Source organism: Absiella sp. AM09-50 (assembly GCF_003433845.1).
Lineage (GTDB): Bacteria > Bacillota_I > Bacilli_A > Erysipelotrichales > Erysipelotrichaceae > Hoskinsella > Hoskinsella hominis.
The window spans coordinates 1-15,980 of record NZ_QVFI01000046.1 but is presented as its reverse complement, the minus strand read 5'-3'; the positions used below and the strand labels follow the sequence as shown (position 1 = coordinate 15,980).

Annotated in this window: 17 protein-coding genes; 3 read left to right on the top strand and 14 right to left on the bottom strand. The window is 34.0% G+C overall.

The annotated features are described in order from the left end of the window. Positions 1-24: 24 nt before the first annotated feature. The 13 genes from DW114_RS20280 to DW114_RS20220 all read right to left on the bottom strand — a co-directional run bounded on the left by DW114_RS20280 (position 25) and on the right by DW114_RS20220 (position 9,687). Positions 25-1,080, bottom strand: a complete 1,056-nt coding sequence (locus tag DW114_RS20280) for a hypothetical protein (RefSeq protein WP_117456096.1) — start codon at positions 1,078-1,080, stop codon at positions 25-27. A gap of 144 nt (positions 1,081-1,224) precedes the next feature. Next, complete coding sequence (gene ychF / locus DW114_RS20275) at positions 1,225-2,328, bottom strand: redox-regulated ATPase YchF (RefSeq protein ID WP_117456095.1); 1,104 nt, start codon at positions 2,326-2,328, stop codon at positions 1,225-1,227. A gap of 189 nt (positions 2,329-2,517) precedes the next feature. Then, a complete protein-coding gene (locus tag DW114_RS20270; RefSeq protein ID WP_117456093.1) occupies positions 2,518-3,432 on the bottom strand; it encodes a haloacid dehalogenase-like hydrolase in 915 nt (304 codons plus the stop codon). Between the two features lie 58 nt (positions 3,433-3,490). Continuing rightward, positions 3,491-4,279: a MurR/RpiR family transcriptional regulator gene (locus DW114_RS20265; RefSeq protein WP_117456091.1), complete on the bottom strand. Its 789-nt coding sequence runs from the start codon at positions 4,277-4,279 to the stop codon at positions 3,491-3,493. After that, positions 4,272-4,841: a hypothetical protein gene (locus DW114_RS20260; RefSeq protein ID WP_117456089.1), complete on the bottom strand. Its 570-nt coding sequence runs from the start codon at positions 4,839-4,841 to the stop codon at positions 4,272-4,274. The genes DW114_RS20265 and DW114_RS20260 overlap by 8 nt, the downstream gene beginning before the upstream one ends. Position 4,842: 1 nt before the next feature. Next, entirely contained in the window at positions 4,843-5,250 is a 408-nt protein-coding gene (locus DW114_RS20255; RefSeq protein WP_117456087.1) for an NADH-quinone oxidoreductase, read from the bottom strand. A gap of 51 nt (positions 5,251-5,301) precedes the next feature. After that, entirely contained in the window at positions 5,302-5,733 is a 432-nt protein-coding gene (locus DW114_RS20250) for a hypothetical protein (protein ID WP_117456085.1), read from the bottom strand. A gap of 16 nt (positions 5,734-5,749) precedes the next feature. Further along, on the bottom strand, positions 5,750-5,947 hold the full coding sequence (locus DW114_RS20245; RefSeq protein WP_117456083.1) for a helix-turn-helix transcriptional regulator: 198 nt from the start codon (positions 5,945-5,947) through the stop codon (positions 5,750-5,752). A gap of 158 nt (positions 5,948-6,105) precedes the next feature. After that, positions 6,106-6,900, bottom strand: coding sequence for a hypothetical protein (locus DW114_RS20240; protein WP_117456081.1), 795 nt, complete (start codon positions 6,898-6,900; stop codon positions 6,106-6,108). A gap of 153 nt (positions 6,901-7,053) precedes the next feature. Continuing rightward, positions 7,054-7,269: a DUF951 domain-containing protein gene (locus DW114_RS20235; protein WP_117456079.1), complete on the bottom strand. Its 216-nt coding sequence runs from the start codon at positions 7,267-7,269 to the stop codon at positions 7,054-7,056. Positions 7,270-7,281: 12 nt separating this feature from the next. Then, positions 7,282-8,136, bottom strand: a complete 855-nt coding sequence (gene folD / locus DW114_RS20230) for a bifunctional methylenetetrahydrofolate dehydrogenase/methenyltetrahydrofolate cyclohydrolase FolD (protein WP_117456077.1) — start codon at positions 8,134-8,136, stop codon at positions 7,282-7,284. 4 nt (positions 8,137-8,140) lie between these two features. Beyond that, the gene (gene dtd, locus DW114_RS20225; protein WP_117456075.1) at positions 8,141-8,596 is read right to left on the bottom strand and encodes a D-aminoacyl-tRNA deacylase; all 456 of its coding nucleotides are present in this window, start codon (positions 8,594-8,596) and stop codon (positions 8,141-8,143) included. Positions 8,597-8,676: 80 nt separating this feature from the next. Then, positions 8,677-9,687, bottom strand: coding sequence for an AraC family transcriptional regulator (locus DW114_RS20220; protein WP_117456073.1), 1,011 nt, complete (start codon positions 9,685-9,687; stop codon positions 8,677-8,679). A 122-nt stretch (positions 9,688-9,809) separates the two neighbouring features. On the opposite strand from DW114_RS20220, the gene DW114_RS20215 reads away from it, so the two are divergent. Together DW114_RS20215 and DW114_RS20210 are read left to right on the top strand one after the other, a co-directional pair. After that, a complete protein-coding gene (locus tag DW114_RS20215) occupies positions 9,810-11,276 on the top strand; it encodes a glycoside hydrolase family 1 protein (RefSeq protein ID WP_117456071.1) in 1,467 nt (488 codons plus the stop codon). A 4-nt stretch (positions 11,277-11,280) separates the two neighbouring features. Beyond that, entirely contained in the window at positions 11,281-13,077 is a 1,797-nt protein-coding gene (locus DW114_RS20210) for a glucose PTS transporter subunit IIA (RefSeq protein WP_117456069.1), read from the top strand. Between the two features lie 48 nt (positions 13,078-13,125). Here the strand turns inward: DW114_RS20210 and DW114_RS20205 are convergent, their stop codons facing one another. Beyond that, complete coding sequence (locus DW114_RS20205; protein WP_117456067.1) at positions 13,126-13,995, bottom strand: methionyl aminopeptidase; 870 nt, start codon at positions 13,993-13,995, stop codon at positions 13,126-13,128. 363 nt (positions 13,996-14,358) lie between these two features. On the opposite strand from DW114_RS20205, the gene DW114_RS20200 reads away from it, so the two are divergent. After that, a complete protein-coding gene (locus DW114_RS20200; RefSeq protein ID WP_117456066.1) occupies positions 14,359-15,822 on the top strand; it encodes a sodium-dependent transporter in 1,464 nt (487 codons plus the stop codon). The last annotated feature ends 158 nt before the right edge of the window (positions 15,823-15,980 follow it).

Sequence of the window (15,980 nt, the reverse complement as noted above, 5' to 3'; positions counted from 1 at the left end):
AACTACTGGATTACGTCATTTATATTATCCCTTCTTTAATTCCTTGATGACTATTTCTTTGATGTTCTCTGGAAGTTTCAGCATATTCATTGCTTTATTTATGTCAATATTTGCTGATTCCATCAAGTTTTTTGTATGTTCAATTGCAGATTTGATTTCTCCTTGTTCAAGTCCTTCTTTCAAAACGCTCTCGCTTAGATTACACATAAACTCCACCTCCTGATCCATCTTCTCTGTCATTATTATAGCATATTTTTCCTCTAATAATCGCTTTTTTTCTTCTGCCTTCATCTTTGTTGTAAACAATATATTCAACATCTCTAATACACTATGACTTTTATCTTCATAATTGTACTCGTTTCCTGGATACATCATGATCACTTCCATCAGATCATAATCTTCTACCTGATTGTGCCATTCATTTTTTAAACATTCTTCTTTGATATGATATACATTGATCACATCATTTTTTTCTTTTGTATGCTTTGGACATATCCATATCGAATATCCTTTTTGTAGATCATTAAATTCTGATGACGCAAACCCGTCTTCTGCTTTTTTCTGTCTTGATATCAGTCTGCTTGCATAATAGATCCCTCTTGTGACTAAAGGATATCCTGGAGTTTCATCTTTTTGTATCTCAAAATTGATAAAGATACCCACACTTTCTTTTTTTCCTTTTTTTGTTGGCAGCGTTGCTTTAAACAATATATCATATCTTACACAGGCGCCTATGACGGATTGATCTTCTACATTCATTCCAACGATCTGATCATGATCATTGATGGTCATATTAATCCTTGGATCATTTTCTATGCTGTTGATGATTTCTTCTATCGTCAGATCCTTACATTCCTTCATTGCGAACTTCATAATGTTTGCTAAGATCTGCTTATTGCTCATGATCATTTTACATAAGTGATCATAGGCATCCGTATTCTTATCAAACATTTTTAAACTTTCATACAATACCATATTGTTTTTTACGTTTTTTAATGCGATTTCTAAAATACTTGGACTTAACTTTCTTTTTTTTAGGATTTTCTTTTCCTTATGGGTTGTTTTTTCGATTATGCTCATTTGCATACCTCCTTGTCTTTAAGTAGTTACCATTATACACAAAAGATAAGGGTTTGTTATAAAAAGCATAAATTCTTATATTTTTTTCTAAAATCTTAAAATTAATCATTACTTTTCGCAAAAGAAAAAGTGCTTTCGCACTTTCTATACATTAAATCTGAAATGCAATACATCGCCATCCTGAACTTCATATTCTTTACCTTCAAGATGTAATTTTCCTGCTTCTTTTACCGCAAGCTCACTACCCAGCTCATCAATATCTTCAAACTTGTAGCATTCTGCACGGATAAAACCTTTTTCAAAATCTGTATGGATAACACCTGCACATTGTGGAGCCAACATACCTTTTTTGAATGTCCATGCACGACATTCATCTTCTCCTGCTGTTAAGAATGTGCATAAATCAAGGATACGATAAGCTGTTTTAATCACCTTATCCAAGCCGCTTTCTGGAATACCTAATTCTTGTAAAAATTCATTCTTTTCTTCTTTATCCAGACCACTTAATTCTTCTTCAATTTTTGCACATACAGGAACAACTTCATTATGTTCACTTTCTGCGTATGCTTTTACTTTCTGATAATATTCATTGCTTTCTGGTTCCGCAATTTCCACATCAGACATATTAGCGATATAAATCATTGGCTTTAATGTTAATAAACTGAATGCTTTCACGATATCCAGTTCTTCTTTTTCAAGATCAACTGTTCTTGCGGCCTTTCCAGCTTCTAATGCTTCTTTTAATTTTTTTAAAACTGCAACTTCTTTCACGCTGTCTTTATCTTTATTTGTCAAAGCTTTACGTTCTACTTTGCTTAAACGATTGTCAATTGTCTGAAGGTCTGCCATGATCAATTCCAGATTAATGATTTCAATATCACGGATAGGATCCACATTTCCTTCTACATGTGTAATATCATCATCTTCAAAACAACGTACTACATGACAAATGGCGTCTGTTAAACGGATATTGCTTAAGAACTGGTTCCCTAAACCTTCTCCTTTACTTGCCCCTTTTACAAGACCGGCAATGTCTGTAAATTCAAAAGTTGTATAAATCGTTTTTTTAGGATGAAATAATTCTACTAAACGATCAATTCGATGATCTGGTACTTCTACCACACCAACGTTTGGCTGTATTGTGGCAAATGGATAGTTTGCTGCTTCTACCTGACTTTTTGTGATTGCGTTAAATAATGTAGACTTTCCTACGTTTGGAAGTCCAACGATTCCTGCTGTTAATGGCATATTTTATCATTCCTCTCGCCATATCATTCTATCTTTTTTTTCGTTGTTATGCAAGGTTATTTTCATGGATTATGTAGCTTTCCAATTGATTTATCACAATATCTTCAATAATATTTAACTTTTTTTATAATCCTTCCTGCCTCAAAGGATAAATGGCATTCATCCATACCGGACAAATGCCATTTTTTCTTATCGGTTAATTGATCTTGCCATTCTTGCGTAAGTGTGACGTTTTCCACGAATCGCAATACTATAAGCCATAATACCATCAGGTACAACAGGTGCCCAGCCGGCATCACCGATATGGTGAAGATCTGTTCCACACATTTTACACATCAATGCGATATCACGAATAGTAGAATCTTCAGAACCTTCTTGTGATGTTCCAATAGATGTTAGTGTCATTACATCTAAGGAATGAGCATAAGCAATCATTTCTTTCACATATTCCAATGTGATACCAGGCACTGTTCCTGGCGCAGGAATCAAGATAACATCTGCACCTGCTTCCACAAAATCTTTGATAACTTCTTTTGTGATGATATTTTCACCAGCTTCTTTTTTAGAACCAGCGGCATGCATTTTACCTGCCATTAAAACAATATCATCCCCAACAACTTCTTTCATCTTTTTCAGATTTTCCACAATTGTTTGATTTGATACCCCAGTACCCGGATTACCTGTCAATAAGATAAAATCAATACCAAGTTCTTTTGCTTTTAAAGCTGTTTCTACACTTGCCTGACGTCCTTCACAAATGGTTTTAATTTCCCCGATTGTCTGTTCACTTTTATCAATTGGTTCCAGGTTCACACCAATTAAACGTCCAGTTAAACGTTTTAGTTCACGGATAACATCTTTATCCTCTACACCTGTGATCCCATCAATTTTAGGATGATTGACATCAAACATGTTCAACAACAGAATATCTGCGCCAAATGCTGCGCTGATTTCCGCATTCGTCATTGGTGACAACAGGCTTTCATTACATAATGAGCACTCTGCAATCAATACTCTTCCTTCGCTTGCTTCTAATGACTCCAACAACTCTTGCTTGTTCATTGCCTCCATATCAGAAAAATTACAATCTAAAAATCTTTTCATCTTGCTATACCTCCTCTTTCATGATTTCAGTATAACAGGAATTTTCTCATTTGGATGATTAGCTTTTTTCCATTTTTGTAAAATTTGCGAATGCAAATGCAATTTTCACAAATAGGCAGGATATCTGCATTGCGGTATCTAATATCGTATCACGGAATTGAAATGGGAAAATATATGGTGTTAATTCTTTAAAACCATCATCATATGTGGCAGTAATAATTGCAAGTTCTTTCCCTTTGGCTTTTTGTTTCAACAGCCAGTCTTTATGTGCATTGATCCATTCTCCTTGTAAATTGATAACCCAGAATAAAGCCGTATTCTGTAAACGTGTTTCCATAAAATCTTCATCTAAATCTCGCATAATTCCATGTACCTGTATCCCATAAGGTTCTAAAAAACTTCTCAGTACATGTACACAGATATAACTATAAGGCGTATAAATCACACTGATTTCCTTTTCTTTCTGCATCTTTTTTGCGATTTCAAATATCATTTGTTCATCATGATACTGCATATAAAAGGAAAGATTTTTTTGTTCGTTTTCTAGATAATGCTCACATGCTTTCTGATAATCTGTTTCTGCAATTTGAAGCTGATTGTCAATATAGCGATGATCTTCATAACTATAACAATCATTTCTTAATTCTTTAAAATTTTTATATTTTAATTTATGACAGAATTTAGTCACAGAGGCAGGTGTTGTATTCGCAAGTTTTGCGATATCTTCAATCAATATATCAGGAAAGCGGTTGTAGTTTTTCAACAATACCATTGCGATTTCAAAATCAACTGTGGATTTCTCAGCGGTATATAAGAATATCATCAATCGTATATATGCATTATTCATATGTTAATCCTTTCTGATCAAACACTTGTTTTAAATATGCTAAGCCATCTGTATGAAACTTTGCGCCATAGCGATTTCTATCCGTATAAAATATCACTGTTGTATATTTTTTTCTTTGGTCAAAGTAAATATCACGTATATCCATAAATGAATACCAATGACTATCAAAATATAATTGGTCATTCCTCATCGCACATACGGGTGTATCATAGCTAAGTACTACAAGTGGTATGGAGGATACAATCAGCGAATAGCCGTTTTCATCAAATCGTAAAATAGCCAAAATCAATATAAGCATGCTAATGCCCATCATAAATGAAAACATCTTTTTATTAGGTTCATCAATCATCACAGCATTGGATAAGATGACCTTCATATCTCTTAAACGCAATCGTATCATCCATATACCTAATAGTAATACGCATATAATCAATACTTTTGGAAACAGCCACACATCTTCTCTACAAATCACATAGATCCCCCAAATGATAGCAATGATCATATATAGAAGTTGTACTCCCACCATACATTTATACACCCATAAATCGTTTTTGCGATTCACGTTATGCCACCTCTTTGCGTTTCATCCACAGACACACTGATATAGAAGCCATCATAATAATAGACATAATGGAAACTGGTGATAATGATTCTCCCCGTATGATATCAAATATAGAAAGTCCTATTTCCACCATTGCCAACGCTGTAAAGATATAACGTATCATCTTTTCTCGATCTCTTGATAATAAGCCAAAATAGGCACCTCTTAATATTGAATTTACAGAGATAAATGTAATGATAAAGCATGATGCAATAATCATAAAATCAGAAAATCCAATTTCTTTTTCAATATCATAAATACCAAAATCTGTGATAAATGCAGCAGCCAGCAACATTACCACTGTCACAATCACTGTTTGTACTGCAATTTTTCCTCTTAATAATACTTGTCTTTCATCAAATTCATCCATAGTTTTCCACTCCTTTTCATAATGATACTGCATTTGTTTGTACTCTTTTATCTATTCACATTCTTTTGTTTTACTTTCATGAATGTAAAATACAACACATATAAGTATGATGCATACATCTATAAATAACATACCATAGCTTGCCTGAATTTCATGTTGTAGAATCATTGGCTTTTTTTCTCTTATAATACTTATCACATTACATATTAAAGCAACACTTCCTGCAGCTCCCATCAATATGGCGATTTTATTTTGCTGATTCAACATATCCACATAAACTTCTTTTTTTATCATTTCTATAGAAGCTAATGCAATTGTCATTATAATAATCACTCCACCAGTAATTGTACCAAATACATGGGCACCATCCAGCAATGAGCTGTATATGACATCCAGGGTAAGAAATATAATAAATAATATACATGCATGTTTGAATATATCGCCTCTGATTTGAAGCTGGCGTTCGTCAAAATTATTTTTCATCTTTCAAGACTCCTCTCTATTCTTCCCAAAATAATTCATCTAGGGTTTTATTCAATACTTTACATATGGCGATGCATAATTTAATACTTGGATTATAATCGCCTTTTTCAATCGCATTCATCGTCTGCCGGGTGACACCGACTTTTTCAGCCAACTCTTGTTGTGTCAAATCAAGTGCTGCCCTTGCCGACTTTAATTTTAGATTTTTCGCCATTCCATCGCCTTCTTTCTGATTACATATTAATACTATTGTGACATAATATCAAGTATATATTACTTTTTATCTTATAATTTTGATTATTTGTATATAAAAAAGTCTGTAATCAAATGAAATTACAGACTCTGTTATCCTATATCCTGCGTTTTTTAAGCTTATCGTTTATAACTTATCCTTTCTTCGATACCCAGCAAATGATAAATCATATTTTTTTCATCTTCAGAGATTATACGCTCCATAAATAACTTTGGCACAACACCATTGCATCCATACATCATCATCCCTAGTGGTGATATACCACCTGATGTTGGAAGTTTAATTATATCACTCAGAAAATCTATAAACCTTTTGTATTCAAAATCATGGTCGTTTTGTTGAAAAATCAAGCAAAATATTCCATAATAAATGAAATCTGAATTTGTATCATCTCCATAATATTGCATTGCAAATTTTTTATAATATGAAGCATACTCTGGATAGTATTGTAGGAAAAACATATTCAAATCAAAATAGTCAATTGAATAACGTTTATCAAATGTATATTCGTGATAATCGTGAAGCATAAACACTTCCTCATAATTTGATAATTGATGATTTTTGATAAATTTTTGAAAAATATCATAAGCATAAGAATCCCTTATTGGGGAAAATAAACTGTTGATCAAATACTTAAAAAGTGAATCCGTTCTCCAATTATCACATGCTATTAAATCATTAAGCAAAGCCCATAATTTTTCATCAAAATCATCATAGTCAAATTTTCCTTTTCTTTGCAAATCTATGATAACCGACCTAATGAAATGGTTACGATTTAAATAATCAAAAGGATTTGATCTACATAATATCGTTTGATCATCACAACCTTCTAAAATATTTTTTTCCACATAAACCGGAAAATACTTATCCACAATTTTCCAAATATCGTAATATGATACACCTCTTTGTAACATTTTATCACTCCTTTCTTGCCTTTCACAATTAACTTTGTCTTACATTTATCATTATAACCAAATCAAATATAAAAAACATTATTTTATTCTATTATATTTGCGCATGATACATTTAGATTAAAAAAGAACCACTTTACATGGTTCCTATAATATTTATTCTTTTGGTTCCTCTTTTGGAGCCTTTTCTATAATACGTTTTAATTTTTTTTCAAACTGTACACGTGGGAATAGCACGCTTGTCCCACATCCCAGGCACTTGATACGAATATCCGCACCCATTCTGATAATTTTCCAATACTTCGATTTATGACATGGATGTTCTTTTTTCATTTCCACGATGTCGTTTAAATCATAATCCTGGATTGGCATAATATCCCTCCTTTATCCCTCTCTTTTATGATAAGACTGTAATGTATTTTCCAGAAGCATTGCGATGGTCATTGGACCTACACCTTTTGGCACAGGTGTGATATAGCTACATACTTCCTTTACATCCTCAAAATCAACATCTCCACACATTTTATTATTTTCATCACGATTAATCCCAACATCAATCACAACGGCGCCTTCTTTTACCCAGTTACGATTGATATATTTAGCTTTGCCAATTGCCGCAATAAGGATATCAGCTTCTTTACAAACATTTTCGATATCCTGTGTACGTGAATGACAAATTGTCACTGTCGCATTTTTATTTAACAGCAATTGTGCAATCGGTTTTCCCACAATATTACTGCGGCCAACTACAACAGCACGTTTTCCACTTAAATCATCATATCCAATCGTTTCTAAGATACGAATAATACCTTTCGGTGTACAAGATACAAATGTTTCTTCATTCAACATTAATTTACCCACATTACAAGGGTGGAATCCATCCACATCCTTATTAGGATCAATGGCATGAATGATATCCTTTTCTTTGATATGTGCTGGTAATGGCAATTGTACTAAAATACCATCTACAGCAGTATCTAAATTCAAACGTTCAATCAATGATAATAATTCCTCTTGTGTTGTGGTTTCTGGCAAGGTAATTAATTCATTTTCCATACCAACAAATTGACATGCTTTTTCTTTTCCACGTACATAGGACAAGCTTGCCTGATTGTCACCAACCAGAACAACAACCAATTTTGGGATACGTTTACCTTCTGCCTTTAACTGATCGATTTTTACTTTTAGATTTTCTTTAATATCCTTTGCGATTTCGCTTCCATAAACTACTTCACTCATAAGATCACTCCAATCCCATTTCTGCGCTGTCTAATATAATGGTGACAGGTCCATCATTTAATAATTCTACTTTCATATCTGCACCGAAGATTCCAGTTTCTACTTCTAATCCATAACTCCTGATTTCTTCGTTAAATGCCTCCCATAATGGCTTTGCGACATCCCCTTTTGCGGCTCTTTCAAAGCCTGGCCTTCTTCCTTTTTTACAATCCGCATAGAGTGTAAACTGTGATATTGAAAGAATCTTTCCCTTCACATCAGATAAGCCCTTATTCATTTTACCATTTTCATCTTCAAATACACGTAATTCTGCGCATTTCTTTGCGATTTTCTTTACGATATCGATGGTATCTGTCTGTGTAATACCAACTAACAGCATAAATCCCTGATCGATTTTCCCTGTATATTCTCCATCTACTTTTACGCTGGCATGGGCAACTCTTTGTATAATTACTCTCATAGCTTTTCACCTCATTTTGTACATAAGTATACCGTATGCGATAAAGAAACTCAATCAAAAATATGATTTTCACATCTTTCCTATCCAAAATGGTAATGTTCATTTACATTCATACGATATTCTTTTGGTGTCATTCCATAAAATGACTTAAATTTCTTATAAAAGAAATTCACATTATTACATCCAACTTTATATATTATTTCATTAATAGTAAGTTTTGAATTAGCAAGCAGAAAAGCTCCCTCTGTCATTTGTTGTGACGTTTTAATCTCGATAAATGACATTCCTGTTTTTTTCTTTAACATATTGCTTAAATAATTAGGATTATATCCGAATTTTTCTGATACATCTTCTAAGTGACAACGATTATAGTTTTCTTCAATATAATTTAATACTGGTATTAGCGTCGTTTGATTATTTTCATCATCGCTGAATTTTTCCTGATCATCATATAATGTATTGATTAATTCTAGAAATATTGCTGAAACATAGGTTTTTATTAATTCTTGATAACATTTACTTGGACCAAAATATTCACATAACAAATATTGAATCAGGGTATGTACCTTAAAGTTCTCTTGTGTTTTAAAAATGATATATTGATCATGCCTGCGATTTTTGGATATCGCATTTAGTAAAAAGGATGTAAGAATTCCCTTCTGTGACATTCTACTTAAAAATACGCTGTTAAAAAACTCTTTACGAAAAACGATATTGATGACGATATCCTTTTCTGTTTTTAAACTGGTAGCACTATGTACAACATTTGTGTCAAAAATACATAAATCACCCTGATGCATTTCAACTTCTTTTCCATTGATCACAAAAGTACATTTTCCTTCATAGATATAATTCAATTCCATATCTTTATGATGATGGGGTGGAATGGTTGTATAGCGTGATTCTTTGATAATACCAATCTGGTCTGATTTTAAAGTATTAATAAAGTCAAAGTAATAACATTTCTGTCCCCGATAATCATCTAGTCGCAATCTTTCATAAAAAGGACTTAACTCTCCTGGATGAGCTAAATGCCAACGTTCTCCTGCAGTATTCAAATGTAAGAACTCTTCAAGATCATGAATATTCATATAATCCTCCATCTGTGAAAATGACATAAATAGTCAAATATTATGACATTTTAAAAACTTATTTCCAACATTATAATATCATTAAGAATTAGCTAATTCAAACGAAAGAGAGGTAGTTTGAAATGAAAAACGGATTTGACGACAATTTTTTATGGGGTGGCGCAATCGCTTGTTCACAAGCTGATGGTGGCTTTTTAGAAGGAGGAAAAGGTATCTCCACACAAGATTTACGCTATCTTGATCCCGCATGGAATCATGAACAAGTTGAGGAAAAGCATCATAATTCTCCTTTTTCAAAAGCAGAATTTGACCAGGCTTTAAAAGATATGGATACAACCTATTATCCTAACCGCAGAGGTATAGATTTTTATCATCATTATAAAGAAGATATTGCTTTATTTCACGAACTGGGTATGAAAATCTTTAGAACTTCTATCTGCTGGTCACGTATTTATCCTAATGGGGATGATGAAATGCCTAATAAAGAAGGTATCACTTATTATAAAGATATGTTTCAGGAATGTAAAAAATATGGCATGAAGATTTTTGCGACAATTCTGCATTATGATATCCCTGTGAATCTTGTATTGAAATATGGTGGATGGAAAAATCGAAAGACAATTGACTTCTATGTAAGATATGCTAAAACTTTGTTTGAAGAACTAGGCGATTTGGTTGATTACTGGCTTCCTTTTAATGAATTTAACGCAGGTCGTTTTGCTCCATGGGATGGTGTTTGTTTAATACAGGATGAAGAAGAAAATATGAATCAGTCTATTTTTCAATGCCTGCATCATCAGTTTATTGCCAATGCAAAGACGGTAGCATTATGCCATGAAATGCTGCCAGGTTCAAAAATAGGCGGTATGATTGCAAGATTTGAAACTTATCCAGCTACATGTCGTCCAGAAGATGCATTACAAGCAATGCAGGATCAGCAATATTCCAACTGGTTTTACACAGATATTATGGCAAGAGGGGTATATCCTGCCTATATGGATCGATATTTTGATATGTTTGATATCGATATACAATTCGAAGATGGGGATGATGAAATCCTAAAAGCAGGTATTGTGGATTTCCTTAGTTTCTCATACTATTTTTCACAAGTTTCTACTAATTCACAAACATGGGAGAAAACCGCAGGTAATTTGATCATGGCAAACAAAAATCCATATTTGGAAACAAGTGAATGGGGTTGGCAGAAAGATCCAATTGGATTAAGAATTTCTTTAAATCAAATGTATGATCGCTATGGCTTACCAATCATCATTGCTGAAAATGGATTAGGTACTGGAGATGTTTTAGAAAAAGATGGTAAGATTCATGATCCATATCGTATTGATTATTTGAAAACACATATTGAGCAAATGAAAGAAGCAATCATCGATGGTGTTGAAGTAATTGGTTATACAATGTGGGGAATCATAGATATAGTATCTTGTGGTCCACTTACAATGGATAAACGGTATGGTGTCATTTATGTTGATTTAGATAATGGTGGCAAAGGCAGTGGAAAACGTTATAAAAAAGATAGTTTCTACTGGTATCAAAAATGTATAGCAACAAATGGAAAGGAATTGGGATAAGATCATGTCAAATAAAGAATTAGCAAAACAAATCATCACATTGCTTGGTGGCAGCAATAATATTCAGACAGCATTACATTGTGTCACAAGACTTCGTTTTAATTTAAAAGATAATGCTTTAGCCGATATGAAAGCTATTGAACAATTAGATGGTGTGCTTGGTACACAAATAAAAAACGATCAGTATCAGGTCATTATTGGTCCTATGGTTGGTGATGTTTTCATCGAAATTGAACCATTGTTAAATCATGATAATACTATCCAACCAGCTTCTAATAAGAAAATAAATATCAATATGGTTCTTGATATCATCACAGGTATTTTCTCTCCAATTTTACCTGCTTTGGTAGCTGGTGGTATGTTAAAAGGTATCATCGCCATGATTGATGGCTTTGGCTGGTTTCCAACAGATGGTGGAACTTTCGTCATACTGAATTTGATTTCAGATATTCCATTCTATTTTTTACCATTTTTACTTGCCATATCTTCATCTAGAAAATTCAAAGTAAATGAATTTTTAGGTATCTGTGTTGCTGGTGCTTTAATGTATCCAACCTTTGTTGCAGCTGTTGGTGCTGAAACTTCTCCATTTACTTTCTTAGGTTTCAGTGTTCCAGTATTCCAATATGCAGATTCTGTTTTCCCAGTTATTTTAGGTGTTGGTCTGCTTTCTATTGTCTATAAATTCATTGATAAATTTATTCCAAACGTTTTAAAGATGGTAATTGTTCCAACAGCAGCACTCATCATTACTATACCATTAACATATTTGATTCTTGCGCCAATTGGAGCGTATGGTGGCATTTATTTAGCTGATGGTATTGTATGGATGTTTGATACACTTGGCATATTTGCAGGATTTTTGTTAGGTTTCTTTATGCCATTAATTGTACTTTGTGGTATGCATCAATCAACTTCTCCTATTCAAATTACGAATATCACAACCCTAGGCTATGATTATCTTCTTCCAATTTCATTCTGTCATAATATGGCAGAATCTGGTGCCTCTTTTGGAGCTGCTTTACACATGAAGGATGCTAAAATGCGAGCTGCTGCCTTAACAACAAGTTTCTCCGCTTTTCTTGGTATTTCTGAACCTGCCTTATTCACAGTGAATGTAGTAAACAAAACACCATTAATCGCTGCAATGATTGCCAATGGTATTGGTGGTGCTTTAACAACTCTTTTAGGCGCAAAATGTTTTGCCTTCGTTATGCCAGGTATTACATCCCTGCCTGTTTACGCAAATCCAGATGGCACCATTACAAATCTATTACTCATGTGCGTTTGTATCATTTCAACATTCATAATTGCTGCTGTTTTAGCATTCTTCCTTGGTATGAAAAAAGGCAAACAAAGCAATGCGAAAGAGTCCACAATCAAAACACCATTAATAGGTAAAATCATCTCCCTTGATCAAGTAAAAGATGAAACATTCTCAAGCGGTATGATGGGAAAAGGCTTTGCAGTCCTTCCAGAAGATGATATCATATATGCCCCATGTAGTGGCAACATCGTTGTATTAGCAGATACCAAACATGCGATTGGTTTAAAAGCTGATACAGGTGAAGAAATTCTGATTCATGTTGGTATTGATACAGTAGAACTTGAAGGAAAGCCTTTTGAAGTGTTTGTACAATTAAATCAACACGTTAATCAAGGAGATAAATTAATGAAAGTTGACTTTAAACAAATTCAAACAGCCGGATATGATACAACAGTGCCTGTTATTTGTACAAACTCCAGCCAGTATCAAACGATTACAATTGATGAAGCACAAGCCTGTATGACCATACAATAACAACAAAAAAACAAAGACATTCATACCTATATGTCTTTGTTTTTTTCATTAATATGTTAAAATCTCTATACCATGTTCCGTCACAAGCAATGTGTGTTCCCATTGTGCACTCAGTTTTCCATCTTTCGTATAAGATGTCCATCCATTATCTTCATCAATATACAAATGATAGTCGCCTTCATTAATCATTGGTTCAATAGTAAACACCATGCCAGGTGCCAATACCATGCCATTGCCTTTTCTTCCCACATGTGGAATAATTGGATCTTCATGGAATTCATTACCAACACCATGTCCTGCGAAATCAATCACGACACTATATCCGTTTTGATGTGCATATTCCTGAATTGCTGCACCGATATCGCCTACATTTCCCCATGGGCGCACAGCTTTGATACCAATTTCCAAACATTCCTTTGTGACCTGAACCAGACGTTTTGCTTCTTCACTTACTTCACCAATCATAAACATACGGGAAGCATCACTATAATAGCCATGATAGATGGTAGACACATCCACGTTAATGATATCTCCCTCTTTTAAAATAATATCTTTACTTGGGATACCATGACATACTTCATCATTCAATGATGTACAAACACTCTTTGGAAATCCTTCATAGCCAAGGGGTGCTGGGATTGCGCCATGGCTTACTGTATACTCATAAACCAGTGTATCAATATCATCTGTGCTCATACCAGCCTTGATATGTTTCGCAACATGATCTAATACTCCTGTGTTGATTTTTGCGCTCTTTTTGATACCCTGAATATCCTGTTCACTTTTGATTAAAGAACGATCAGGAATCGTCTTTCCAGCTCTGGCAAGTTCTGCCAGCTTTAAATCGAATTTTTCATGACATTGTTTGTATTTTTTTCCACTGCCACACCAGCAGCGCGTATTTCTATGCATTTCCATTCATACACACCTCATCTCAACCATAAGTATAGCACGTCTGTTTTACTTTTTCCAAGAAAGCGTACCATGATTTTAGAAAAGATTATAAATCACTATCACAAAAAAGGCTCCATGCAAGGGGACAGGAGCCAAAGGATGAGGGAAGGTAATGAAATTATTTTGGAAAACATATATCCACAATGAGGAATATGATTCATTACCATGATTACAGACATTTCTTTGTCTGTACCTATATAATACAACCAGTTTATGAAGGGTATGTGAACACTTGATGAAGAATATGTAAAAAGTAAAAAATAACTATTTGACATAACGGACTTGCGCCTATAAAATAAATAAGAATAGAGTGGAGTGAAAAAGTTTATGAAAAGAGAGAAATTTTCCTCTCGTCTTGGGTTTATTCTGATATCGGCAGGCTGTGCTGTCGGTCTGGGAAATGTATGGAGATTTCCTTATATAACAGGACAATATGGAGGGGCAGCATTTGTATTGCTGTATTTGGTATTCTTGGTTATCTTAGGATTGCCGATCATGGTTATGGAGTTTTCTGTAGGAAGGGCATCTCAGAAATCCGCCGCTAAATCATTTGATGTATTGGAGCCAAAGGGTACAAAGTGGCATTTGATCAAATATGTTTGTATGGGCGGTAATTACCTGTTGATGATGTTTTATACAACCGTTGGCGGATGGATGTTAAATTATTGTGTAAAGATGGCAAGTGGTGATTTTAGTGGAAAAACCAGTGAAGCTGTCACACAAGGATTTTCCGATATGTTATCAAGTCCTTATGAGAACCTGTTCTGGATGGTGGCAATTACCATCATTGGATTCTTTGTTTGCAGTAAAGGTCTTCAAAATGGTGTTGAAAAAATTAGTAAATATATGATGAGCTGTTTGTTTATCGTCATGATCGTACTGGTTGTACGTAGTGTAACATTGCCTGATGCAATGGAAGGATTAAAATTCTATCTGGTACCTGATTTTGGCAAGATGATGGAAAATGGCTTATGGGATGCGATATTTGCGGCAATGGGACAGGCTTTCTTCACTTTAAGTCTGGGTATTGGTGCGCTGGCTATCTTTGGAAGCTATATCGGAAAAGACCGCAGTTTATTAGGTGAAAGTATCAACGTTTGTGTATTGGATACAATGGTAGCTTTTGTGGCTGGTTTGATTATCTTTCCAGCATGCTTTGCATTTCATGTAGATGCTGGCAGTGGTCCAGGACTGGTATTTGTGACTTTGCCAAATGTATTTAATGTAATGCCAGGTGGTCGTTTATGGGGAACCTTGTTCTTCCTGTTTATGTCTTTTGCGGCACTGACAACCATTATTGCGGTATTTGAAAATATTGTTGCATTTGCGATGGATTTAGGATGGACAAGAAAAAAAGCTGTTATGGTCAACTTTGTGGCGATTCTGGTATTATCCTTACCATGTGCACTAGGATTTAACCTATTAAGTTTTATTGAACCATTAGGTGCGAAATCTACGATACAAGATCTAGAAGATTTCATTGTATCAAACAATATGCTGCCACTAGGTTCTTTGATGTATCTGTTATTCTGTACATTTCGTTATGGATGGGGATGGGATAATTTCATGGAAGAAGCAAACACTGGAAAGGGTTTAAAATTCCCAAAAGCGCTTCGTTTCTATATATCCTATATTCTGCCAATTATCGTTTTATATATCTTCGTACAGGGATATCTGGATAAATTTGATATACCTGTTGGTATCTTGATTCCATTGATTTTAATCATAGGTATCATCTATGTACCAATACAGGCATGGCGTAAAAATAAAAAGTTAATAGAGAAACAATAACAAAAAAATATGCATGGATGAATATACATCTGTGCTTTTTTTATGAATATATTATTTATACAAACCCAGGATACTGCATAAAAGAAAAAACCATAGATATTACTCCAATGCCAATAAGTTAAGGGTATTGACAACAATGAAAAGTGATATCTAGTGAA

Excerpts from the sequence above, each read along its gene's own strand:
- DW114_RS20245 (WP_117456083.1), bottom strand. The coding sequence starts at position 5,947 with ATGGCGAAAAATCTAAAATTAAAGTCGGCAAGGGCAGCACTTGATTTG.
- DW114_RS20220 (WP_117456073.1), bottom strand. The coding sequence starts at position 9,687 with ATGAATATTCATGATCTTGAAGAGTTCTTACATTTGAATACTGCAGGA.
- DW114_RS20265 (WP_117456091.1), bottom strand. The coding sequence starts at position 4,279 with ATGAATAATGCATATATACGATTGATGATATTCTTATATACCGCTGAG.
- DW114_RS20235 (WP_117456079.1), bottom strand. The coding sequence starts at position 7,269 with ATGCCAATCCAGGATTATGATTTAAACGACATCGTGGAAATGAAAAAA.
- DW114_RS20255 (WP_117456087.1), bottom strand. The coding sequence starts at position 5,250 with ATGGATGAATTTGATGAAAGACAAGTATTATTAAGAGGAAAAATTGCA.
- DW114_RS20240 (WP_117456081.1), bottom strand. The coding sequence starts at position 6,900 with ATGTTACAAAGAGGTGTATCATATTACGATATTTGGAAAATTGTGGAT.
- DW114_RS20215 (WP_117456071.1), top strand. The coding sequence starts at position 9,810 with ATGAAAAACGGATTTGACGACAATTTTTTATGGGGTGGCGCAATCGCT.
- DW114_RS20280 (WP_117456096.1), bottom strand. The coding sequence starts at position 1,080 with ATGAGCATAATCGAAAAAACAACCCATAAGGAAAAGAAAATCCTAAAA.
- DW114_RS20205 (WP_117456067.1), bottom strand. The coding sequence starts at position 13,995 with ATGGAAATGCATAGAAATACGCGCTGCTGGTGTGGCAGTGGAAAAAAA.
- DW114_RS20210 (WP_117456069.1), top strand. The coding sequence starts at position 11,281 with ATGTCAAATAAAGAATTAGCAAAACAAATCATCACATTGCTTGGTGGC.
- DW114_RS20250 (WP_117456085.1), bottom strand. The coding sequence starts at position 5,733 with ATGAAAAATAATTTTGACGAACGCCAGCTTCAAATCAGAGGCGATATA.
- DW114_RS20200 (WP_117456066.1), top strand. The coding sequence starts at position 14,359 with ATGAAAAGAGAGAAATTTTCCTCTCGTCTTGGGTTTATTCTGATATCG.
- ychF (WP_117456095.1), bottom strand. The coding sequence starts at position 2,328 with ATGCCATTAACAGCAGGAATCGTTGGACTTCCAAACGTAGGAAAGTCT.
- dtd (WP_117456075.1), bottom strand. The coding sequence starts at position 8,596 with ATGAGAGTAATTATACAAAGAGTTGCCCATGCCAGCGTAAAAGTAGAT.
- folD (WP_117456077.1), bottom strand. The coding sequence starts at position 8,136 with ATGAGTGAAGTAGTTTATGGAAGCGAAATCGCAAAGGATATTAAAGAA.
- DW114_RS20270 (WP_117456093.1), bottom strand. The coding sequence starts at position 3,432 with ATGAAAAGATTTTTAGATTGTAATTTTTCTGATATGGAGGCAATGAAC.